This window comes from Kitasatospora griseola (assembly GCF_014648555.1).
Taxonomy (GTDB): Bacteria; Actinomycetota; Actinomycetes; order Streptomycetales; family Streptomycetaceae; genus Kitasatospora; species Kitasatospora griseola.
This window is the reverse complement of record NZ_BMRI01000026.1, coordinates 56,523-75,754: the sequence shown is the minus strand read 5'-3', so window position 1 is coordinate 75,754 and position 19,232 is coordinate 56,523. Positions and strand designations below refer to the sequence as shown.

Sequence of the window (19,232 nt, the reverse complement as noted above, 5' to 3'; positions counted from 1 at the left end):
GGCGACCACAACGCCTTGACCGAGGCGGTCGGGCCGCTTAGCCTCGGCGCATGGAAAGCGCTTTCCAAGGGTCTTCTCCGACCGGTTTGGAAAGCGCTTTCCATCAGCTCTCGCAACACTTCCCCCAGGTCTCCGCGCCGACCCCGCCACGGGTTCGGCGCCGGTCGGCAGCGGGGCGTGGAAAGCGCTTTCCCGCACCGGCCCGGGGTCTCCCGGACGGAGTCGGCAAGCGCTTTCCACGCCCCGCTCCCCACCCTCCCCTCTCCACCTACCGCCCACGGAAAGGACCCCCCATGTCCCGCAGGGTCATCGGCATCGTCATGAACGGCGTCACCGGCCGGATGGGTTACCGCCAGCACCTGGTGCGCTCGATCCTGGCCATCCGCGAACAGGGCGGCCTGCCGCTGGGCGACGGCCAGGTGCTGTGGCCGGAGCCGATCCTGGTCGGGCGCAGCGCCGCCAAGCTGGAGGAGCTGGCGAAGCGGCACGGCCTGTCGCACTGGACCACCTCGCTGGACGAGGCGCTGGCGCACCCGCTGGCGGAGATCTACTTCGACGCGCAGGTCACCCAGGCCCGGGAGTCCGCGATCAAGGCGGCGATCGCGGCTGGGAAGCACATCTACACCGAGAAGCCGACCGCCGAGTCGCTGGACGCGGCGCTGGAATTGGCGCGGCTGGCGCGGGCCGCCGGGGTCTGCAACGGTGCGGTGCAGGACAAGCTGTTCCTGCCGGGCCTGCTGAAGCTGAAGCGACTGGTGGACGGCGGCTTCTTCGGCCGCATCCTGTCGGTGCGCGGCGAGTTCGGCTACTGGGTGTTCGAGGGCGACTGGCAGGACGCGCAGCGTCCGTCCTGGAACTATCGGGCCGAGGACGGCGGCGGAATGATCCTGGACATGTTCCCGCACTGGCGCTACGTGCTGGACGGCATCATCGCCCCGGTCCGCTCGGTGTACGCGCACGCCGCCACGCACATTCCGCAGCGGGTCGACGAGCAGGGCCGCCCGTACCCGGCGACGGCGGACGACGCGGCGTACGGCGTGTTCGAGCTGGAGGGCGGGATCGTCGCGCAGGTCAACTCGTCGTGGGCGGTCCGGGTGGACCGGGACGAGCTGGTCGAGTTCCAGGTCGACGGCACCGAGGGCAGCGCGGTCGCCGGGCTGCGCAACTGCCGCATTCAGCACCGTGGTTCGACGCCGAAGCCGGTGTGGAACCCGGACCTGCCGGTCACCGAGTCGTTCCGTGAGCAGTGGCAGCAGGTGCCGGACAACGCCGAGTTCGACAACGGCTTCAAGGTGCAGTGGGAGCTGTTCCTCAAGCACGTCGTGACCGGCGCGCCGTACCAGTGGGACCTGCTGGAGGGCGCCAAGGGCGTGCAGCTGGCCGAGCTGGGCCTGCGTTCGGCCCGCGAGGGCCGCCGACTGGACGTGCCGGAGCTCAGCCTCTGACTCGTCCGGCCGCAACTGCCGGGACCCGGGATCCGGGACCGGCAACCGGCGACGGGACCGACGGGGCGGCGCGTGCCGAGACCCGGCTCCGCCGCCGCCCCGTTCAACTCGTCTGCGTCGCCCGGCACGTGAACCCCGTCGGCAGCCCTTCCCCGCGTCCCCGACCTTCCGCAGGTTGTGGCCGCCGCCTCCGCACCCCTCCCCCATCTCGCCGATCCGTGTGATCGCCCGATCCCAAGGCCTGACACCATGACTCATCTCGATCTGCCCGGCATCGGCCGGTACCAGCTGCGCGAGCCCGTGGCGCTCGCCGCCCCGACGGGGCCGGCCTCGTCCCGAGTGGCGTTCGCGGCTGCCCATGTGGTGGCCGATCCGCTGGGCGGGAACGCGCCCGGTGCGCCGGCCGCCGTGGACTGGGAGGGGACGCTCAAGTTCCGGCACCGGCTCTGGGAGTTGGGCCTGGGGGTGGCCGATGCGATGGACACCGCGCAGCGCGGCATGGGCCTGGACTGGGCCGCGACGCGGGAGCTGATCGCCCGTTCGGGTGCGGAGGCGAAGGCCGTCGGCGGCCGGCTGGCGTGCGGTGCGGGCACCGACCAACTGACGTCCGTGAACGTCTCGTTGACCGAGGTGTCGGCGGCGTACGAGGAGCAGCTCGCGGTGGTCGAGGCGGCGGGTGCGCAGCCGATCCTGATGGCGAGCCGGGCGCTGGCGGCGTCGGCGCGCGGTCCGGAGGACTACCTGTCGGTGTACGGGAAGCTGGTCGAGCAGGCCGAACAGCCGGTGATTCTGCACTGGTTGGGCGAGATGTTCGATCCGGCGCTGGCCGGCTACTGGGGTTCGGCGGATCTGGATGCGGCCGCGCAGACGGTGCTGGAGCTGATTCGCAGCCACCCGGGCCGGATCGACGGCATCAAGGTGTCGCTGCTGGACGCGGGTCGGGAGGTCGCGCTGCGGCGTGAACTGCCGTCCGGGGTGCGGATGTACACGGGTGACGACTTCAACTACCCGGAGCTGGTGCGGGGTGACGAGGTCGGTCACAGTGACGCGCTGCTGGGCGTGTTCGATCCGATCGCGGAGGTCGCGGCGGCGGCGCTGCAGGCTCTGGACGCCGGTGATCTCGCGCGCTACGACGCGCTGTTCGGTCCGACGGTGCCGCTGGCCCGTCATCTGTTCGCGGCGCCGACGTTCCACTACAAGACGGGCATCGTGTTCCTGGCGTGGCTGTGCGGGCACCAGGAGCACTTCACCATGGTGGCCGGTGCGCAGAGCGGCCGTTCGGTGAGTCACCTGGTGGAGCTGTTCCGACTGGCGGACGCGGCCGGGGTGTTGGGCGATCCGGAGTTGGCGGCGGGTCGGATGCGGGAGTTCCTGGCGCTGGCGGGGGTGCGGGCATGAGCGCGGCGGTGCTGAAGGTGGCCGAGGGGTGCGAGCGGCTGTCGCTGAACCAGATCACCACCAAGGGCTGGAGCCTGGAGGAGGCGGTGCGCGGCTGCGTGGACGCCGGGATTCCGGCGATCGGCCTGTGGCGCGACAAGGTCGCCGAGGCGGGCCTGGCACGGGCGGCGCGACTATGTCGGGACGCCGGTGTCGCGGTGAGCAGCCTGTGTCGGGGCGGGTTCCTGACGGCCGGTGACGAGGCGGCGCGCCGGGCGGCGTTCGCGGACAATCTGGCGGCGATCGAGGAGGCGGCCGAACTCGGCACCGACACCCTGGTGTTGGTGGTGGGCGGCCTGCCGTCCGGCAGTCGCGACCTGGTCGGGGCGCGCCGTCAGGTGGCCGACATGATCGGTGAACTCGCTCCGCACGCAGGTGACTTCGGCGTCCGGCTGGCGATCGAGCCGCTGCACCCGATGTTCTGCGCGGACCGGGCGGTGGTCTCCACGCTGGGCCAGGCGCTGGATCTGGCGGAGGCCCATCCGGCCGAGCAGGTCGGCGTCGTGGTGGACAGCTACCACGTGTGGTGGGACCCGGAGTTGGAGCAGCAGGTCGCGCGTGCGGGGGCGGGCGACCGGATCGCCTCGTACCAGGTGTGCGACTGGACGCTGCCGCTGCCGGCGGACGCGCTGCTGGGCCGGGGCCATGTCGGCGACGGGCACATCGACTTCGGTTGGCTGACCGACCGGGTGGCCGAGGCCGGCTACGAGGGCTGGATCGAGGTCGAGCTCTTCAACGAGCAGGTGTGGAACACCCCGGGTGAGCAGACCCTCGCCACGCTGAAGGAGCGTCACCGCACGCATCTGGTGCGTCGCTGACGCCGGCGGGCGCGCGGGCCGGCTCGCGCAGGCAGGTGGAGGGGCGGACGGGCAGGCCGGCACGCGCAGGTAGGTGGAGGGGCGAGCGGGTCTTCGGCCGGCTCGCCCGTCGCTGTCCGATGGTGTCGTGCCTCAGACTGTCGCGCGCGTCGTGTCGAGGTGGTGGGCACGTGGAGCGGTCCGGTTGAGTGGTGCCGCGTCGGAGTGGATGCTCCGGCGGAGTTGGCGGGCCGGAGGTGGCCTGTCGGGGTCCTGTCGGGGTCGGCGGGTCGAGATCGAGAGAGGCGGAGGTGGGGCGGATGCGGATCGTCGTGGCGCCGGACTCGTTCAAGGGGACGATCGACGCGGCGGATGCCGCCGAGGCGCTGTCCTCGGGCTGGTGTTCGGTCCGGTCGGCGGACGAGATGCGGTGCGTGCCGATGGCGGACGGCGGGGAGGGGACGCTCGCGGCCGTCGTCTCGGCCAGTCCCGGTGCGCGGCTGGTCGACGTGCCCGACGTGGCGGGGCCGGACGGGCGGCCGGTGCGCGGGCAGTTCGCGCTGCTGCCGGACGGCACGGCGGTGGTCGAGCTGGCCGTGGCCAGTGGACTCCCGTTGCTGGGCGGCGAGTTGCGTCCACTGACGGCGACGACCCGGGGCACCGGCGAGACCGTCGCCGCCGCGCTGGATGCCGGGGCGACCCGGCTGCTGGTCGGCCTCGGCGGTTCGGCGTCCACCGACGGCGGCTTCGGGCTGCTGTCCGCGCTCGGCGCCCGCCTGCTGGACCGCACGGGCCACGTCGTTCCTGACGCCTTGTCGGATCTCGATGCCGCGCTCGACGCTGCGACCGCCTTCGACCGTTCGCGGATTCGCTTCGCCCCGCCCGGCGGGGTGGTGCTGCTCACGGATGTGACCAATCCGCTGCTGGGCGAGCGCGGCGCGGCGACGGTGTACGGCCCGCAGAAGGGTGCCGGTGAGCGCGAACTTCCTTTGTTGGAACGAAGGTTGGAACGCCTGGCGGAGCTGATGGGCGGCGACCCGTCGCATCCGGGCGCAGGCGCGGCGGGCGGGACGGGGTACGGGCTGCTGGCCGGTTGGGGCGCGGTGGTCGAGCCGGGCGCACCGGCGGTGGCTCGACTCCTCGGGCTGCCGGGCCTGTTGGCGTCCGCGGATCTGCTGATCACCGGCGAGGGCCGGTACGACGCGACCAGTCTGCAGGGGAAGGCCGTCGGCGAGGTGGTGCGTCTGGCCGAGGCGGCGGGCGTCCCGTCGAGCGTGGTGGCGGGCGAGTCGGCGGCGGACGGGGTGCTCACCCTCTCCTCGCTGGCGGGATCCGCGTCCGCCGCCCGGTCCGAACCGGCCCGCTGGCTGCACCGGGCGGGAGCCACGCTGGCGGAGCAGTGGGCGGCGCGCACCTGATCGAGCATCGACCCACCGGGTCCCCGGCCCGCCGACCGACCAGGTGGTCGTCCGCCCGGCCGGTCCGATATTTCGTTGACCCATTACCGGCAACCCGGAAGGCTATGTCGTCATGTCTACTTTCTCCGACGACCTTCCCCAGCCTCCACCCGCCTCCCAGTCCGTCCCGCCCGCCGACTGGACGGACTGGGAGGCGGCCAATCGCGCCAACTGGGACGAGCGGGTGCCGGTCCATGTCGGCGGGGCGTTCTACGACGTTCCGGCGTTCGTGGCCGGAGCGGAGGTGCTGCGGGACTTCGAGCTCGCGGAGGTCGGGGACGTTGCCGGAAAACGCTTGCTGCACCTGCAGTGCCACATCGGCCTGGACACTCTTTCGTGGGCGCGTCGCGGCGCACTGGTGACGGGGCTGGACTTCTCCGAGCCGGCGCTGGTGGAGGCCGCGCAGTTGGCGAAGCAGCTCGGGGTGGACTCGGCGCGCTTCGTCGCCTCCGATGTGTACGGCGCGGTGGAGGCACTCGGCGGCGAGACCTTCGACGTGGTGTACACGGGCATGGGCGCCCTGAACTGGCTGCCGGACCTGACGCGTTGGGCCCGCACGGTGGCGGCGCTGGTCCGTCCGGGCGGGTTCGCCTACCTGTCGGAGTTCCACCCGATCGCCGAACTCGTCGCAGCGGACGGCCGCACCGTCGTGGAGGACTACTTCGACCGCGCGCCGGCCGTGCTGGACACGCCGGGCAGCTACGCCGACCGGGACGCGACGATGACGGCCACCCGCACGGTGCAGTGGCGGCACGGAATCGGCGACGTGGTCAGCGCGCTGGCCGCCTCCGGCCTGCACCTGGACTTCCTGCACGAACACGCGCACGGACACTTCTTCCTGCCGCCCGGCCCCCGCCTCCCCCTGGTCTACTCGCTGCGCGCCTCCCGACCGTCCTGACGCCCGGCCGGTTCCCGCAGCACCGTCCGGGCTCCGGTCCACCGAGATCCCACAGCCAAGGGCGCCCGCCTGCGGCACCGGAGCGGTGGGCAAGCCGCCTGCCAGCCTGCCCGCCCGCTCAGTGCACCTGGCCGACCAGTGCGTCGACGGCTGCGTGGAGCGCTGCCGGGCGGCCGAGCAGATCGGTGTTGTCGGCCCACTGGTCGACGCTGCCGGTCGGCGGGAGATCGCGCAGGTCGGGGTCGGTGACGGTGCGTCGGAGGGCGTGGACGAAGCGGTCGGCGTGCAGGACCTGGTACGGGCGGCTGTGGTACGGGCGGCAGGTCGGGTCGACCGGCTCGGTGAGGGCCAGCGCATGGTGGGTACGGGCGGCGGACTCGTAGGCGTCGCACAGGTGGCGTTCGCGAGTGTCGTGGTCGGTCGCGGCGAGAGCGGCGCGCAGCGCGGGCCCGAGGGCGGGGTCGGTGGGCAGGCGGGCGAAGGCCCGGCTGAGCCACTTGCTGTAGGGCGCGTAGGTGCGGTGTTGGAGCAGGGCGAGCCGCATCAGGTCGCGGGCCAGGCGGGCGGCGACGATCGCGGCGCCGAGTTCGTCTCCGGTTTCGGCGCAGCGGCCGACGAATGCCTCCTCCTGGGCGATGCGCTGCCACTGACAGGCCATCAGGTGGCGCCACAGCTGGTCGGGGTACCAGTGGAGGCGTCGGCGGACGGCGGTGAGGGTGCCGTGGTCGTCGCGCAGGACGGTGCCGGCGGTGAGTTCGGCGAGTCGCTGTTGCGGGAGGGCGAGCCAGTCGGTGGTGGCGGGGTCGGTGTCGATCCAGGCGGCCGCTCGGGGGCCGAGCCTGGTGGTGAGCCAGCCGGGCAGGTCGTGGACGGTGACGCGGTGGTCGATGGTGGCGCCGGTGGCGGGTTCGAGGTGGCTGACCGGGTTGTGCGGGTCGCCGGTGCGGCGGTAGTGGGTGGACCAGCCGCGGATCTGCCGGGGCAGGTGCTCGGCGAGCAGGGCGGTGATGGCCGCGCCGTGCTGTTCGGCGTCCTCGGGGGTGAGGAAGAGCTGGAGTCGTGGCCCCCAGTCGTGGTCGGTGGAGCGGGCGGTGTCGAAGCCGAGCACTTCGGAGCCCGGACCGATGCGCGCGGCCGCGTAGCGGAGCTGCGGGTAAGCGCTTTCCAGCAAGGGTCGGACGGCGTCCTCGTACAGTGCCGCGGCGAGTTCGAGTCCCGGGACGAACGGCGGATCCGGCGTGATCATGCCGCTCACTGTGACACCGGGCGCAGCCGGGGTCCATCGCATGTCCGCGCAGGCCCGGTCCGCCGCGCCGGCTGTGCTTCCGTCCACCCGCAGAGGGTTCAGCCGACGGCGGCCGGGCGTTTGCGGGGCCGGCCGGAGCGGGGGTCGGCGGCGGTGTCGGGGTCCGTTCCGGCGGTGTGGTGCCAGGGAGGCAGGGGTACGGTGGGATCCGGGTGGTCGTCGGGATGGCGCCGGATCGGCATGGCGACCAGCAGGGCGAAGGTCAGCAGGACGTAGGCGCTGCCGCCGAACAGGGTGCCGGGGGTGCGTCCGTCGGGGTGCCAGAGCCACACCATGCCGCTGGAGATGACCAGTTGGAGCAGCCAGCTGACGGCGAGCAGGTCGCGGCGGCGGTCGCGCAGGGCGGCGTCGGCGAGGACGACGAGGGCGGGCAGGGCCCACACCAGGTGGTGCACCCAGGTGATCGGGCTGACCAGGCAGCAGGCGAGGCCGGTGAGGCTGTAGGCGGCGAGGGTGTCGCGGGCCCGGGCGGCGCGGCGCAGGCGGTGGGCCCAGATGGCGAGGACGGCGAGCGAGGCGGCCACCCACAGGACGCGGCCGGGGAGTTGGGGTCCGAGGCGGGCGATGAGTCCTTGCAGGGACTGGTTCGACATGTTGGCGAAGCCGCCGACCCGGTCCGTGTCCCAGAGTGTGGTGGTCCAGAACTGGCGGGAGACCTCGGGGCCGATCAGGAAGCCGATTCCGGTGGCGCCCAGCGTGGTGGCGGTGGCGGTCGCGGCGGCGCGCCACTGACGGGTGATCACCAGGTGGACGATGAACAGCGCGGGGGTGAGTTTGATCGCGGCGGCCAGTCCGGTGCCGACTCCGGCGAGGAACTTCCAGCGGCTGTCGGCCAGTTGCCGGTCGCCGAGGACCAGGGCGACCAACAGCAGGTTGACCTGGCCGAAGCTGAAGGTGTCCCGCACGGGGTTGGTAAGGGCGCACAGGCAGGCGGCCAGCCCGAACGTGTACCAGCGGCACCAGCCGCGCCGGCGGGCGATCGGGTCGATCAGCCAGTACAGCAGCAGCGCGGTGGCGACGGCGGACAGCGCGACGCCGACCGCTATCGCAGGGTGCCAGCCGAACAGGCGCATCGGCAGCATGCAGACCGCGGCGAACGGCGGGTAGGTGAACCCGTAGACGGTGCCGGGGCGGACGTAGTCGTAGAGCTGTCCGGTGTCGAGCCAGTGCCGCACGGTACCGTAGTACACGCCGATGTCGAACCAGCCGCGGTGGCCGGGGATGACCGCCAGGACGAAGATGGTGACGAGCACGGCGGCGGCGAGGATCGCGGCCCGGGCCGTGGTGGTGCCTCGGCTCAGCACGCCAACTGCCTTTCGTGGAGCGGTGTTCCGCGTTCCGCCATCAGCACGACTGCGGCACCGATCGCGAATCCGCCCACGGCGAGCACCAGTTCCGCGCCGTCGGGACTGAAGCCGTCCGGCATCACGATGAACGCCAGGACGGCGCAGCCGAGTTCGGCGACCCGGCGGACGGCCGGGGTGCGGACGGCGAGTGCGGCGGGGAGCACCGCCCACAGGGCGTACCAAGGTCGGAAGGCCGGTCCGAGGACGATCAGGGCGGTGAGGGCGAGGGCCAGCGCGGCCATCGGTTCGCTCTCCCGGCGGACAACTCGTCGCACGAGCAGGGCGGTTGCCACGGCCGCGAGCGCCAGTCCGATCAGGCGGGCGGCGGTGACGGCGACGTCCGGTGCGGCGTCGGTGAGGTCGGCCGCCAGTCGGCCGAGGCTGGTGCTGGGTGACCAACTGGTGCTGGTGGCGGGGGTGGTGAGGGCGTCGATCCAGCCGTAGCCGGTGCCGGCGGCGGCGGTGACGACGAGCACCGTGACGGTGGCGGCCGCCACTGCCTGGGCGGCGGTGCGCAGTTGGGGACGCCAGGCGCGGTCGGCCGAGGCGAGCAGGCACACCACGGGCAGGGCGAGCGCGGCCGGGGCCTTCACCAGGGCGGCGAGCGCGACCAGCGCCGCGGCGGGCAGGACCTGTCGCCGGGTGGCGGCGAGCAGTCCGCCGAGGAGGAGGGCGAACGCCAGGGCGTCGTTGTGCGCGCCGGCGATCAGGTGGAGCAGCACCAGCGGGTTGAGCGCGCCCAGCCGCAGCGCGGCGGCAGGGTCGATGCCGAGCGTGCGGGCGAGGGCGGGCAGCAGGGCGGCCAGTGCGGCGACCGCGAGAACGGCGGTCAGGCGCAGGACGATCGTGCCGGCCCAGGGGTGTTCGGCGAGCGGCGCGGTGGCGCGGGTCAGCAGCAGGAAGGCGGGGCCGTAGGGGGCGGGGGTGTGCTGCCAGACCTGCGGTATCTGGGCTGCGGCCGGCCCGCCGAGGTCGGCGGGTCCGTGCGCGTAGACGTCCAACCCGTGGGCGAGCATGGCGCCTTGGGCGAGGTAGCTGTAGACGTCGCGGCTGAACAGCGGCGGCACGAGCAGCAGCGGGGCGGCCCACCAGGCCAGGGTGGTGGTCAACCAGCGGGTGCCGGGCGGGCGTTGGCCGTCGGCGGGCCGCCCGAGGAGCAGCCAGGCGGCGGTGAGGACGGCGAGGCCGGCGAAGACCAGGACGGTGCCGGCGCCGCCGGAGGCCCGCAGGGTGGGCCCGGTGTCGGCGGCGGGGCGGGCGCCTGCGGTGAGGGCGCCGGCGGCCAGGGCGAGCGATCCCAGGAGTCCGAGCCACCGGTACCGGCTCGGGTAGGCGTTCGCGCCCGTGTTCGGCATGCCGGGAACGCTGGCAGAGCGGTGTGGCGGCCGGGCGACGGGCCCGCGTCCGGCTGGTGACCACGGGGCGTCCGAATCGGGGCGGACCCGGGGCCGGGCATCCGGACCACCGTCGGCGGGCTGCGAACTGCCGTACTCCGCTTGGCGAACCGGCCATTCAGCATGTGCACATCTGGTCTCCCTCGGGTGTCCACCTGAGGGCCAGGCGAGTCGGGGAGACATACCCATGCCGCTCGTGACCGGCTCCGCCCGACCGGTGGGCCGGGTGCGGGCGCAGTGTCGTCGCGTGTCGTCCCGTGCTGTTCGCCGCCACCGTATCGCGCCCCGAGACCCCGGAGAGTCCGCCATGACCACCGCTCCTGCTCGCCCCGTCCTGTCGTCCTCGGCCCCGGTGCCCACCGCGGCCGACCAACAGCCCTCGTACCAGCTGGCGTTCGCACGGACCGCTGAGGAGGTGCGGGCCGCGCAGCGGTTGCGCTACCAGGTGTTCGTGCAGGAGATGGGGGCGGTGCTGAACTCGCCGCTGCCCGGCCTGGACGCGGACCCGTTCGACGAATACTGCGACCACCTGCTGGTGCGCGAGCAGCAGAGCGGCGAGGTGGTCGGCACGTACCGGCTGCTGCGGCCCGAACAGGCGCGCCGGGCGGGCCGGTTGTACTCGGACACCGAGTTCGACCTGGCCCGGCTCGGCAGGCTGCGGGACGGCATGGTGGAGGTCGGCCGGTCCTGCATTGCCGAGGCGCACCGGGGCAACGGCGCGGTCATCAACCTGATGTGGGGCGGCATCGCCCGCTACATGACGGCCACCGGCAACGCGTGGCTGGCCGGCTGCTGCTCGGTCCCGCTGTCCGACGGCGGCGCGACCGCGGCCGGGGTGTGGGACGCGGTGTCCGCCAAGTACCTTGCGCCGAAGGACTACCGGGTCACGCCGCTGCGCCCGTGGTCGGCGGACGGGGTGGCCCGGCAGGGGCGGACGCCGATCCCCGCGCTGCTGCGCGGCTACCTGCGCCTCGGCGCGTGGGTGTGCGGGGAGCCCGCGTACGACCCGGACTTCAACGTGGCGGACCTGTACGTGCTGCTGTCGCTGGAGCGCACCGACCCGCGCTACCTGCGGCACTTCCTGGCCGCGGGGGCGGACCTGCCGATCTCCGCCATCAACTCCCGTCACGTGGAGGGCACTTCGGACGAGGCGGCGACGGCGGCATGAGTGTCTGGCTGCCGGCCGCGCCGTGCACGCCCGATGGCTGCGTGACGGTCGCCGGGCCGCGGGCGGGTGTGGCGCGCCGGGTGCTGCGGGTGGCCGGCTGTCTGGCGGTGCTGCTCGCGGGCGTCGCGGCGGTGCCCGTGGTACGGACGCTGCGGTGGCTGCCGACCGAGCGGCTGGTGCGCTGCTGGGCGTGGCTGCTGCTGGCCGCACTCGGGGTGCGGGTGCGGCCGATCGCCGTGCCGGGCAAGGAGGTCGGCGGCTCGCTGGTGGTGGCCAACCACATCTCGTGGCTGGACATCCTGCTGGTCTCCGCCGTCCGCCCCGGCCGCATGCTGGCCAAGACCGAGGTCGGCCGCTGGCCGCTGCTCGGCCCGCTCACGGCCTGGGGCGGCACCATCTTCATCGACCGGGACCGCCTGCGGGCCCTGCCCGGGACGGTCGAGCAGATCGCGACGGCGCTGCGCCGCGGCGAGCGGGTGGTCGTCTTCCCCGAGGGCAGCACCTGGTGCGGGCGCGGCGGCGGCCGGTTCCGCCCCGCGCTGTTCGAGGCGGCGGTGCGCGCCGACGTCCCCGTCCAGCCGGTGACGCTGCGCTACCGGACGGCGGACGGCCCGAGCACCGTGCCCGCGTTCGTCGGCGAGGACGGGCTGCTGCCGTCGCTGTGGCGGGTGGTGTCAGTGCGCGGCCTGGTCGGCGAGGTCGAGTTCCTGCCGCAGCTGCCGCCCGTGCTTTTCCCGGGCCGGCGCCACCTGGCGGCCGCCGCCCAGCGGGTGGTGGAGCGGGGCCGCCACCTGGACCGGCTCGCCCATCCGTCGGAGCCGCCGGTCCGCGTCCCCGACCGCCGGGAGGTTCCGCGGCCCCGGGTGGACGCCGCGCACTGACCCCGGCGGCCCACGCGCGACGGCGACGGCAGGTACGACCGTACGGCTCCCGTATGATCGGGCGAGTTCTGAGAAGGCGAGGAGTGCTCCATGCAGGTGGACGAGGAGGCCGTCGGCGCGGTGCTGAACCGACTGCGCCGAGCCCAGGGCCAACTGACCGGTGTGATCGCGATGATCGAGGCCGGCCGAGACTGCAAGGACGTGGTCACCCAACTCGCCGCAGTCTCACGCGCCCTCGACCGCGCCGGCTTCAAGATCCTGGCGAGCGGCATGCGGCAGTGCCTCGCGTCCACGGACGAGAACACGCCGCCGATGACCGAGGCGGAGCTGGAGAAGCTGTTCCTCACCCTGGCGTAGGTCACCGGAGCTGGTGGCCCGGTGGAAGTGCCTCCACGGCATCCTCCGGCCGGGCAACGCACCACCGCTCCCCCGCCAGTTCCACCGACGGAACCGAGCCGTGGTCGGGGCGCAGATGCACCAGTCGGGCGGCGAGGTAGTTGCGAGAGTTACGCCGCGGCACCGGGAGACCGAGCTCGGCTGCGATCTCTTGGCAACGCTCGCTGTAAGGGGTCAGCACGATGATCCCTTCCGCCGCGAGTCGGGCAGCGGCCCCGAGCGCTCGACTCACAACGGACTCTGTACGGGCGATCGCCTGCACTGTCCGTCGGTCGATCGGCCGGAGTTGAACCATGCGAAACAGCTGGCCCAGCTGGTCATTGGGCAGACCTGCGGCGGTGATCGAGCGACGTTCCTCCGCCGTCATGAAGCCCAGGACGTTCGGCTCCAGCTCGACCCGGTGGTGCAGCCAATGGATCTCCGACGGGCCGGCCAGGTTCTGAGGAGTGGCGCGCGCCACCCCGATCCGCCACCAACCGCCCGCTTCGTTGACCTCGACCAGCAGGAAGAGGTCGTCCGATTCTTCGGGCGCGACAGCCCATGCCGGAGTCAGGGCGAATCGAAAGCGCACCTGCCGACCGGCGACGACGAGTCCCGAGGACTGCTCGTCCGAAAGCCGCAACACGTACTGGAGGTGGTTCGCCACGATCGCCGTCAGCGAGGCGAGCTCAACGGCGGGAAGCTGGTCGAGTCGGACTCGCCCCGTCCGTGCCGCGTCGACCACTTGGTCCATGGCGCGCGTGACGGCGCCCACGACTCGTCTGCCCAACAGGTCACGCCGCTGGAGCTCGGTGATGACATCGCGCAGGTCCACGTCGTCGCCGTGGTACGGAGCGGAAGCTGCGGCGGTCGCTGCCGCGTCGGCACGCAGCAGTCGTCCGTCCGGCTCGTCACCTGCCCCCTCCTCGGCCGCCTCCAGCCGGTTCTCCAGTTCGACACAGCGCCGCTCGGCCTTGGCCGCACGCGATTCGGTGTCCGCCAGCTCACCTCTCAGCTTCTCCAGCACTGCGCGAAGCCGATCGCGTTCCTCGCGCAGGGTCTCGAAGCTCTCCGACCGTTGGGCGAGCTCGGCGCGGTGGGTGATCCGGTCGGCGGTGGCGGAGGCTTCCACGGCGCGGATCTTGGCGTCCCGGTCCTCGATCTGCTGCTTCGCCGCGATGACCATGTCGCGCAGGAGTCGCTGCTCCTGCTGGAGCAGCCCGTTCTGCCGTTCCGCGTCGGCGAGTTCGTCGCGCAGGCGCTGCAGCTGGGCGCCCTTGGGGTTGGCGACGGTGAGGGCCGTCCGGTGCAGGCCGCGGACCAATTCGCACACGGCGGGGGTCAGTTCGGCCCCGAGCGCGCGGTCGCCGTCGGCGATCAGTTGCTCGACGAAGTCGGCGGGCGGGACCGCGATTCCGCTGAAGAAGCGTGACAGTGAGGAGCGGTCCCAGGTCACCCGGGCCGCGTAGCGGGTCAGCGAGATGCCGAGGCGCTGGGCCAATTCGCGTAGTGCGAGGGCGAGTTGGTAGCGCTCCTCGCCCACGGCGGCCCGGTCGAGGTCCTTCTGGAAGACCATCGCGCGCGGCCCTTCGTACTGCCGCACCAACTCGCCGACCACGATCTCGGGTTGGCTGCCGTCCCGCTCCACCGCACACTCCCCCACCGGTCGGGCGCACCGTTGCGGGCAACTCGCAACGGTGTGCGCGTGCGGCAACGCTCGGCCGCCCGCAATGATCCAGGCGGTGGATCACCGACTGACTCTGGAGGGGAAATTCTATGCCGCGACGTCCGTCGCCCCAGCCGTCTCTCGCCCGCGCGGCCACCGGGATCGGGGTGGTCGGCGGGTCGACCGGGCTGGGTGTGGTGGCCGGTGCGCCCTGGTGGGCGATTCTCGCCTGTCAGGGCACGGCGCTGCTGGTGGCCGCCCTCCACCTGGTGTTCCCGCAGGAATCGGCGGACCGGCTGGAGTGGTGGCGCCTGTGGTGGACTCGCGGGGCCGCGCCGACGAACGACCCGGCCCCGTGAGCCCCGTGAGCCCCATGAGGGCCTTGTTGAGTGCCTCGCTCAGGCGAGCGTGAGGAAGAGCTTCTCCAGCTCCGCCTCGCTCATCGGCGCGCCGCCCTCCTCCGCCTCGGCCATGCACTGGCGCATGCCGCTGGCGACGATCTTGAAGCCGGCCCGGTCGAGGGCGCGGGAGACGGCGGCGAGCTGGGTGACGACGTCCTTGCAGTCGCGACCGGCTTCGATCATGGCGATGACGCCGGCCAGTTGGCCCTGGGCTCGGCGCAGCCGGTTCAGTACGGCGCCGACGGCCGCCTCGTCCACCTGCATCGGGTCTCCTCCTCGTGCTGGGCCTTGCTCCGGCGGGTGCCGAGCGGGGCCGGTCATACCCCCGCCGGTATCAACCGGGGCGGTGGGCGGGGAATTCCCGCCCACCGGTCGGGGTGGTGCGGTCATGGCTGGTCAGGCTGCGGATTCCCACGCGCCGTAGCCGCCGAGCAGGTCGGAGGTCTGCGGGTGGCCGTGGTGGCGCAGCAGGCTGGCGGCGATGGACGAGCGGTGGCCGCCGGCGCAGTGCACGACGACGGCGCGGTCCTGCGGTATCTCGGCGAGGCGCTTGGGGAGCTCGGCCAGCGGGATGTGCGCCGAGCCGGGGATCAGCCCGCCCTCGCGCTCCGCTCCGCCGCGCACGTCGATCACCAACGGCGGCTCGCTGCCCGCGAGTTCGTCGCGCAGGTCGGCGACGGTACGGCGGGCGGCCTGGCGCATCTGCTCGGGCACCGTGCGGAACGTCGTCTCGGGGTCGGCGAGGTGGCCGGCGACCCGGTCGAAGCCGATCCGGGCGAGGCGGGTGACGGTCTCCTGCTCGCGGCCCTCGGGGGCGACCACCAGCAGCTGCCAGCTCGGGTCCAGGACGGTGCCGGACTGCTCGGCGAAGCGCCCGTCGGCGGGGACGTTGATGGCCCCGGCCAGGTGGCCGGCGGCGAAGTCGAGCGGGTCGCGGGCGTCGACCACGACGGCGCCCTCGGCGCGGCGGGCGAGGAAGGTCTCGGCGTCCAGCGGGGTGGCGAGCGCGGCGGCGTCGAACAGCTCGCGCTCGCGGCGGTTGAGGTCGGCGTCGTAGCCGAAGTAGCCGGGGGCGGCGGGCTGGCCGGCGGTGACGATGGCGACGAACTCGCCCTCGGTCATCGGCGCGCAGGCGTAGTTGGTGGCGCGCTGCTGCCCGATGGTGGACTGGAGCTCGGTGGACAGGTTCTTTCCGCAGGCGGAGCCGGCGCCGTGCGCGGGGTAGACCCGGACCTCGTCGGGCAGTGCCATCAGCTTGTGCTGGACGCTGTCGTACAGCATCCGGCCGAGCTCGTCGGCGGTGACGCCGGCGGAGGCGAGCAGGTCGGGGCGGCCGACGTCGCCGATGAACAGGGCGTCGCCGGTGAGCACGCCGTACGGGACGGCGTCCTCGGCGCGCTCGCGCACCAGCACGCTGATCGACTCGGGGGTGTGGCCGGGCGTCTCCAGGATCTCCAGCTCCACCGTGCCGAGGCTGATCCGCTCGCCCTCGGCGAGCTTGCGGACGGGGAACTCGGTCTCGGCGCGGCGGCCGTAGCCGATCCAGGCGCCGGTGCGGGCGGCGAGTTCGAGGTGGCCGGAGAGGAAGTCGGCGTGGAAGTGGGTGTTGATGACGCCCTCGACCGTGAAGCCGCGCGCTTCGGCCTCGGCCAGGTACTCGTCCACGTCGCGGCGCGGGTCGACCACCACGGCACGGCCGGTGGTCTCGTCCGCGATCAGGTACGAGGCCTGGGAGAGGCAGTCGAGGTAGTACTGGGCGAAGAACACGGATGTCCTCATCTCTGCGTCGGCCGGTCACGGCTGGAGGGTGGAGGTGCGGGCGCGGGTACGGCTTTCGAGTACGGGCGCGGATCCGCATGCGGGTACAGGGCCGATACGCCCCACACCCGGGCCCGCCGATACCCCCATGGGTATTATTGCAGGCAGTTCTCGACTGTAGCGGATCCCGGGAGATACCGGTGGGGGTATATGCTCGACTCCAACGATATACCCCCTCCGGTATCTTTCTCGGAGCGGCTCGCCGCCCCGAGGTACCGCCGGACCTCGCACGACCCCCGAACCGCACCACCCTCACCACCGCCCAGGAGGACCCCGTGGCCACGTCCCACCAGCCGCCCGCTCCCGCGCAGATCGACCCCGCCGAGGCGCACCGCCTGGCCGCCGCCGGCGAGGCGCTGCTGCTCGACGTCCGCGAGCCCGCGGAGTACGCGGAGGTGCACGCGCCCGACGCGGTCCTCCTCCCGCTCGGCAGCCTGGACGGTTTCGTCGTCCCCGAGGGCCGCACCGGCCCGGGCGGCGACGGCCCGCTGGTCCTGGCGCTGTGCCGCTCCGGGAACCGTTCGCAGGTGGCCACCGATGTGCTGAACGCGCGCGGCGTGCGGACGGTCAACGTGGTGGGCGGGATGCGCGCCTGGCTGCAGGCGGGTCTTCCGTCGCACCAGGGCGGGTGTTCCTGCGGCGCCGCGATATGACCGCCGTCCTCCTCGCCCTGATCGCCGGCGCGGTGGTCGGGCTGGCCCTCGGCGGACTCGGCGGCGGCGGCAGCATGCTGGCCGTCCCCGCGCTGATCTACCTGCTCGGCCTCACCCCCGGCACCGCGACCACCGCCAGCCTGCTGATCGTCGCCGTGACCTCCCTCACCGGACTGGTCGCGCACGCCCGAGCCGGCCGCGTCCGCTGGCGCAGCGGGCTGCTGTTCGGCGCCGCCGGACTTCCGTTCGCCGCGCTCGGCGGCGCGCTCTCCCGCCACCTGCCCGGCCCGGCGCTGACCGCCGCGTTCGCGCTGCTCGCCGGCCTGGCCGCCTGGCGGATGCTGTCCTCCGGCCGCGCGTCGCGCAGCCGCCGGGTCGCGGGATCGGCTCCGATCCCCGCGCAGCAGGCGGCGCCCGTGCCCGCCGGGGCGTCGGCGCAGGTGCAGCTGTCCCACGGCGGGACGGGTGCCGCGGCGCAGGCGACCGCCGACGGCGTGCCGGGTGCGGTCCGGGTCGCGGAACCGCAGACGGAAAACGCTTTCCCGTCGCCCTCCGAGCACCCCGGTGCCGCCACCGCCACGGACCTCGACGACGCCTCGCCCGCTCCGGCGTCCGCGCGGCGCTCCGCGCTGGCGGGCGCGGGGCTGGGCGCGGCGACCGGTGTGCTGGGAGTCGGCGGCGGGTTCCTCGCCGTACCCGCGCTGGTGTCGTTCCTGGCGTTCCCGATGGCCGAGGCGATCGGCACCAGCCTGCTGGTGATCGTGCTCAACTCGCTGTCCGCACTGCTGCCCCGGCTCGGCGGCGCCGCCGACATCCCGTGGTCCGTGGTCGGCCCGTTCGCGGCCGCCGCTGTCCTCGGCGCGTGGGACGGCAAGCGGCTGGCGTCGAAGCTGTCGGGACGCACCCTGCAGCGGATCTTCGCCACGGCCCTGCTGGCGGTGGCCGCCCTGATGCTGGTGGACGCGGTGTTCTGACCGCCGGGTCCACAGCCCTGCGGCAGGCGCAGCGCGCCACCTGCCCCGCGCAGCCCCGCCTGCGCACTACGCTCCACTCTCCCGCCCGGCGGCAACCGCTTGCCGGGGCACTCCTGCCCGAAAGGCCCCACACTCCATGACCACGCCCCTGACCGTCGACCAGCTCCAGCCCAGGCTTCAGCAGCTGACCGTCATCGACGTGCGGTCGCCCGGCGAGTTCGCCGGCGGCCACATTCCCGGCGCCCACAACGTGCCGCTGGACCAGCTGTCCCAGGCGCTGCCCGCGCTGCGGGCCGCCGCCGCGCGCGGCGAGCTGGCGATCACCTGCGCCTCGGGCGCCCGGGCCGGCAACGCCTGCGAGCAGCTGTCCGCCGCCGGCATCTCGGCCCTGCTGATCTCCGGCGGCACCGCCGCCTGGGCGGCCGGCGGCCACCAGCTGAACAAGGTGCCGGGCCAGAAGGTCCGCTGGGCCATGGACCGCCAGGTCCGCATGGTCGCGGGCTCGCTGGTGCTGGCCGGTGTCGTCGTCGACGTGGCCGTGCCCGGCGTGCGCTGGGTGTCGGCCGCGGTCGGCTTCGGCCTGCTGTTCTCGGCGGCCACCAACACCTGCGCGATGGGCGCGATGCTGGGCAAGCTGCCGTACAACCGTCCGCGCAACTCCGGCGCCGCGTTCGAGGCGACGCTCGCCGAGCTGCACGGCGGCAAGTGACTCCTGAATCGGCTGCCGTCGAAGCGCCGCCCGGCCTCCGACCCGGACCCGGGTTCGCCCGGCGGTGAGTGAACTCGGCCCTCGGTGCCGCCCGTCGTCGTGACGGGACGTCGGCACCGAGGGCCTACGCGTACATCGGTCGTTGGCACCGGACCTCGACTCGCCGGTGCCGTCCGGCAGTCGGCGCGCCCTGCGATCTGGGCCGGGCGGTCAACGCTTGGTGGTCAGCGCCCCACGGTCAACCCTCGGCGGTCAGTGCCCGGTCGGGGTGCAGGAGCCGGCGGGTGCGGTGGGCGCCGCGGGTGCCGCCGGTGTGGCAGGTGCTGCGGTGTCGTGGTGTCCGGCCAGCCAGAATCCGATCAGCAGGCCGACGATGCCGACCACCTTGTGGCGGTTGCGTTTCCACCACGAGGGCGTACCGGCGGCCATGAACCGTAGGTTGGTGAACTCCGGATGTGCAGTGGGCGGGGCGTCTTTGAACAGTCCCATCGCGGATGATCCTCCTCT

The 19,232-nt window shown here is 73.3% G+C and carries 19 protein-coding genes; 12 read left to right on the top strand and 7 right to left on the bottom strand.

Features of this window, described 5'->3' with window-relative positions:
- The first annotated feature begins 293 nt into the window (after positions 1–293).
- The 5 genes from IEZ12_RS26785 (at position 294) to IEZ12_RS26765 (ending at position 6,034) form a co-directional block, all read left to right on the top strand.
- A complete protein-coding gene (locus IEZ12_RS26785) occupies positions 294–1,445 on the top strand; it encodes a Gfo/Idh/MocA family protein (RefSeq protein WP_100584479.1) in 1,152 nt (383 codons plus the stop codon).
- A 249-nt stretch (positions 1,446–1,694) separates the two neighbouring features.
- Complete coding sequence (locus IEZ12_RS26780; protein WP_189275448.1) at positions 1,695–2,843, top strand: dihydrodipicolinate synthase family protein; 1,149 nt, start codon at positions 1,695–1,697, stop codon at positions 2,841–2,843.
- Positions 2,840–3,700 (top strand): sugar phosphate isomerase/epimerase family protein, encoded by an 861-nt coding sequence (locus tag IEZ12_RS26775; protein WP_189275445.1) that lies wholly within the window; start codon positions 2,840–2,842, stop codon positions 3,698–3,700. Before IEZ12_RS26780 ends, IEZ12_RS26775 begins: the two co-directional genes overlap by 4 nt.
- Positions 3,701–3,999: 299 nt before the next feature.
- Positions 4,000–5,097, top strand: coding sequence for a glycerate kinase (locus IEZ12_RS26770; RefSeq protein WP_189275444.1), 1,098 nt, complete (start codon positions 4,000–4,002; stop codon positions 5,095–5,097).
- A gap of 112 nt (positions 5,098–5,209) precedes the next feature.
- On the top strand, positions 5,210–6,034 hold the full coding sequence (locus tag IEZ12_RS26765) for a class I SAM-dependent methyltransferase (protein ID WP_189275442.1): 825 nt from the start codon (positions 5,210–5,212) through the stop codon (positions 6,032–6,034).
- Positions 6,035–6,152: 118 nt separating this feature from the next.
- Here IEZ12_RS26765 and IEZ12_RS26760 read toward each other — a convergent pair whose 3' ends face one another.
- The 3 genes from IEZ12_RS26760 to mptB all read right to left on the bottom strand — a co-directional run bounded on the left by IEZ12_RS26760 (position 6,153) and on the right by mptB (position 10,041).
- Complete coding sequence (locus tag IEZ12_RS26760; RefSeq protein ID WP_189275440.1) at positions 6,153–7,280, bottom strand: DUF4037 domain-containing protein; 1,128 nt, start codon at positions 7,278–7,280, stop codon at positions 6,153–6,155.
- Positions 7,281–7,378: 98 nt separating this feature from the next.
- A complete protein-coding gene (locus IEZ12_RS26755; protein ID WP_189275438.1) occupies positions 7,379–8,644 on the bottom strand; it encodes a glycosyltransferase 87 family protein in 1,266 nt (421 codons plus the stop codon).
- A complete protein-coding gene (gene mptB, locus IEZ12_RS26750; protein WP_189275436.1) occupies positions 8,638–10,041 on the bottom strand; it encodes a polyprenol phosphomannose-dependent alpha 1,6 mannosyltransferase MptB in 1,404 nt (467 codons plus the stop codon). Before mptB ends, IEZ12_RS26755 begins: the two co-directional genes overlap by 7 nt.
- Positions 10,042–10,387: 346 nt before the next feature.
- On the opposite strand from mptB, the gene IEZ12_RS26745 reads away from it, so the two are divergent.
- The 3 genes from IEZ12_RS26745 (at position 10,388) to IEZ12_RS26735 (ending at position 12,486) form a co-directional block, all read left to right on the top strand.
- Positions 10,388–11,248 carry a GNAT family N-acetyltransferase gene (locus IEZ12_RS26745; RefSeq protein WP_189275434.1) on the top strand — a complete coding sequence of 287 codons (861 nt, stop codon included), beginning with the start codon at positions 10,388–10,390 and terminating at the stop codon, positions 11,246–11,248.
- Positions 11,245–12,129, top strand: coding sequence for a lysophospholipid acyltransferase family protein (locus IEZ12_RS40165; protein WP_189275432.1), 885 nt, complete (start codon positions 11,245–11,247; stop codon positions 12,127–12,129). The genes IEZ12_RS26745 and IEZ12_RS40165 overlap by 4 nt, the downstream gene beginning before the upstream one ends.
- 90 nt (positions 12,130–12,219) lie before the next feature.
- Complete coding sequence (locus IEZ12_RS26735; RefSeq protein ID WP_100584489.1) at positions 12,220–12,486, top strand: metal-sensitive transcriptional regulator; 267 nt, start codon at positions 12,220–12,222, stop codon at positions 12,484–12,486.
- Between the two features lies 1 nt (position 12,487).
- On the opposite strand, the gene IEZ12_RS26730 is transcribed toward IEZ12_RS26735, so the two are convergent.
- Positions 12,488–14,152 carry a NaeI family type II restriction endonuclease gene (locus tag IEZ12_RS26730; protein ID WP_189275431.1) on the bottom strand — a complete coding sequence of 555 codons (1,665 nt, stop codon included), beginning with the start codon at positions 14,150–14,152 and terminating at the stop codon, positions 12,488–12,490.
- A 128-nt stretch (positions 14,153–14,280) separates the two neighbouring features.
- Here IEZ12_RS26730 and IEZ12_RS26725 point away from each other — a divergent pair, with 128 nt between their 5' ends.
- Complete coding sequence (locus tag IEZ12_RS26725) at positions 14,281–14,529, top strand: hypothetical protein (protein ID WP_043911728.1); 249 nt, start codon at positions 14,281–14,283, stop codon at positions 14,527–14,529.
- A gap of 39 nt (positions 14,530–14,568) precedes the next feature.
- Here IEZ12_RS26725 and IEZ12_RS26720 read toward each other — a convergent pair whose 3' ends face one another.
- Together IEZ12_RS26720 and IEZ12_RS26715 are read right to left on the bottom strand one after the other, a co-directional pair.
- Positions 14,569–14,835 (bottom strand): metal-sensitive transcriptional regulator, encoded by a 267-nt coding sequence (locus IEZ12_RS26720; RefSeq protein ID WP_043911727.1) that lies wholly within the window; start codon positions 14,833–14,835, stop codon positions 14,569–14,571.
- A gap of 132 nt (positions 14,836–14,967) precedes the next feature.
- Positions 14,968–16,338: an MBL fold metallo-hydrolase gene (locus IEZ12_RS26715; RefSeq protein ID WP_189275429.1), complete on the bottom strand. Its 1,371-nt coding sequence runs from the start codon at positions 16,336–16,338 to the stop codon at positions 14,968–14,970.
- A gap of 326 nt (positions 16,339–16,664) precedes the next feature.
- Here IEZ12_RS26715 and IEZ12_RS39185 point away from each other — a divergent pair, with 326 nt between their 5' ends.
- The 3 genes from IEZ12_RS39185 to IEZ12_RS26700 all read left to right on the top strand — a co-directional run bounded on the left by IEZ12_RS39185 (position 16,665) and on the right by IEZ12_RS26700 (position 18,725).
- On the top strand, positions 16,665–17,042 hold the full coding sequence (locus IEZ12_RS39185) for a rhodanese-like domain-containing protein (protein WP_229848073.1): 378 nt from the start codon (positions 16,665–16,667) through the stop codon (positions 17,040–17,042).
- The gene (locus tag IEZ12_RS26705; protein ID WP_189275424.1) at positions 17,039–18,016 is read left to right on the top strand and encodes a sulfite exporter TauE/SafE family protein; all 978 of its coding nucleotides are present in this window, start codon (positions 17,039–17,041) and stop codon (positions 18,014–18,016) included. The genes IEZ12_RS39185 and IEZ12_RS26705 overlap by 4 nt, the downstream gene beginning before the upstream one ends.
- A 136-nt stretch (positions 18,017–18,152) precedes the next feature.
- On the top strand, positions 18,153–18,725 hold the full coding sequence (locus IEZ12_RS26700; protein WP_043911724.1) for a rhodanese-like domain-containing protein: 573 nt from the start codon (positions 18,153–18,155) through the stop codon (positions 18,723–18,725).
- A 252-nt stretch (positions 18,726–18,977) separates the two neighbouring features.
- Here IEZ12_RS26700 and IEZ12_RS26695 read toward each other — a convergent pair whose 3' ends face one another.
- Complete coding sequence (locus IEZ12_RS26695; protein WP_043911723.1) at positions 18,978–19,214, bottom strand: hypothetical protein; 237 nt, start codon at positions 19,212–19,214, stop codon at positions 18,978–18,980.
- Positions 19,215–19,232 lie beyond the last annotated feature (18 nt).

Excerpts from the sequence above, each read along its gene's own strand:
- IEZ12_RS26760 (WP_189275440.1), bottom strand. The coding sequence starts at position 7,280 with ATGATCACGCCGGATCCGCCGTTCGTCCCGGGACTCGAACTCGCCGCG.
- IEZ12_RS26770 (WP_189275444.1), top strand. The coding sequence starts at position 4,000 with ATGCGGATCGTCGTGGCGCCGGACTCGTTCAAGGGGACGATCGACGCG.
- IEZ12_RS26720 (WP_043911727.1), bottom strand. The coding sequence starts at position 14,835 with ATGCAGGTGGACGAGGCGGCCGTCGGCGCCGTACTGAACCGGCTGCGC.
- IEZ12_RS26700 (WP_043911724.1), top strand. The coding sequence starts at position 18,153 with ATGACCACGCCCCTGACCGTCGACCAGCTCCAGCCCAGGCTTCAGCAG.
- IEZ12_RS26765 (WP_189275442.1), top strand. The coding sequence starts at position 5,210 with ATGTCTACTTTCTCCGACGACCTTCCCCAGCCTCCACCCGCCTCCCAG.
- IEZ12_RS26695 (WP_043911723.1), bottom strand. The coding sequence starts at position 19,214 with ATGGGACTGTTCAAAGACGCCCCGCCCACTGCACATCCGGAGTTCACC.
- IEZ12_RS26780 (WP_189275448.1), top strand. The coding sequence starts at position 1,695 with ATGACTCATCTCGATCTGCCCGGCATCGGCCGGTACCAGCTGCGCGAG.
- IEZ12_RS26775 (WP_189275445.1), top strand. The coding sequence starts at position 2,840 with ATGAGCGCGGCGGTGCTGAAGGTGGCCGAGGGGTGCGAGCGGCTGTCG.
- IEZ12_RS26785 (WP_100584479.1), top strand. The coding sequence starts at position 294 with ATGTCCCGCAGGGTCATCGGCATCGTCATGAACGGCGTCACCGGCCGG.
- IEZ12_RS40165 (WP_189275432.1), top strand. The coding sequence starts at position 11,245 with ATGAGTGTCTGGCTGCCGGCCGCGCCGTGCACGCCCGATGGCTGCGTG.
- IEZ12_RS26705 (WP_189275424.1), top strand. The coding sequence starts at position 17,039 with ATGACCGCCGTCCTCCTCGCCCTGATCGCCGGCGCGGTGGTCGGGCTG.
- IEZ12_RS26725 (WP_043911728.1), top strand. The coding sequence starts at position 14,281 with ATGCCGCGACGTCCGTCGCCCCAGCCGTCTCTCGCCCGCGCGGCCACC.
- IEZ12_RS26745 (WP_189275434.1), top strand. The coding sequence starts at position 10,388 with ATGACCACCGCTCCTGCTCGCCCCGTCCTGTCGTCCTCGGCCCCGGTG.
- IEZ12_RS26735 (WP_100584489.1), top strand. The coding sequence starts at position 12,220 with ATGCAGGTGGACGAGGAGGCCGTCGGCGCGGTGCTGAACCGACTGCGC.
- mptB (WP_189275436.1), bottom strand. The coding sequence starts at position 10,041 with ATGCCGAACACGGGCGCGAACGCCTACCCGAGCCGGTACCGGTGGCTC.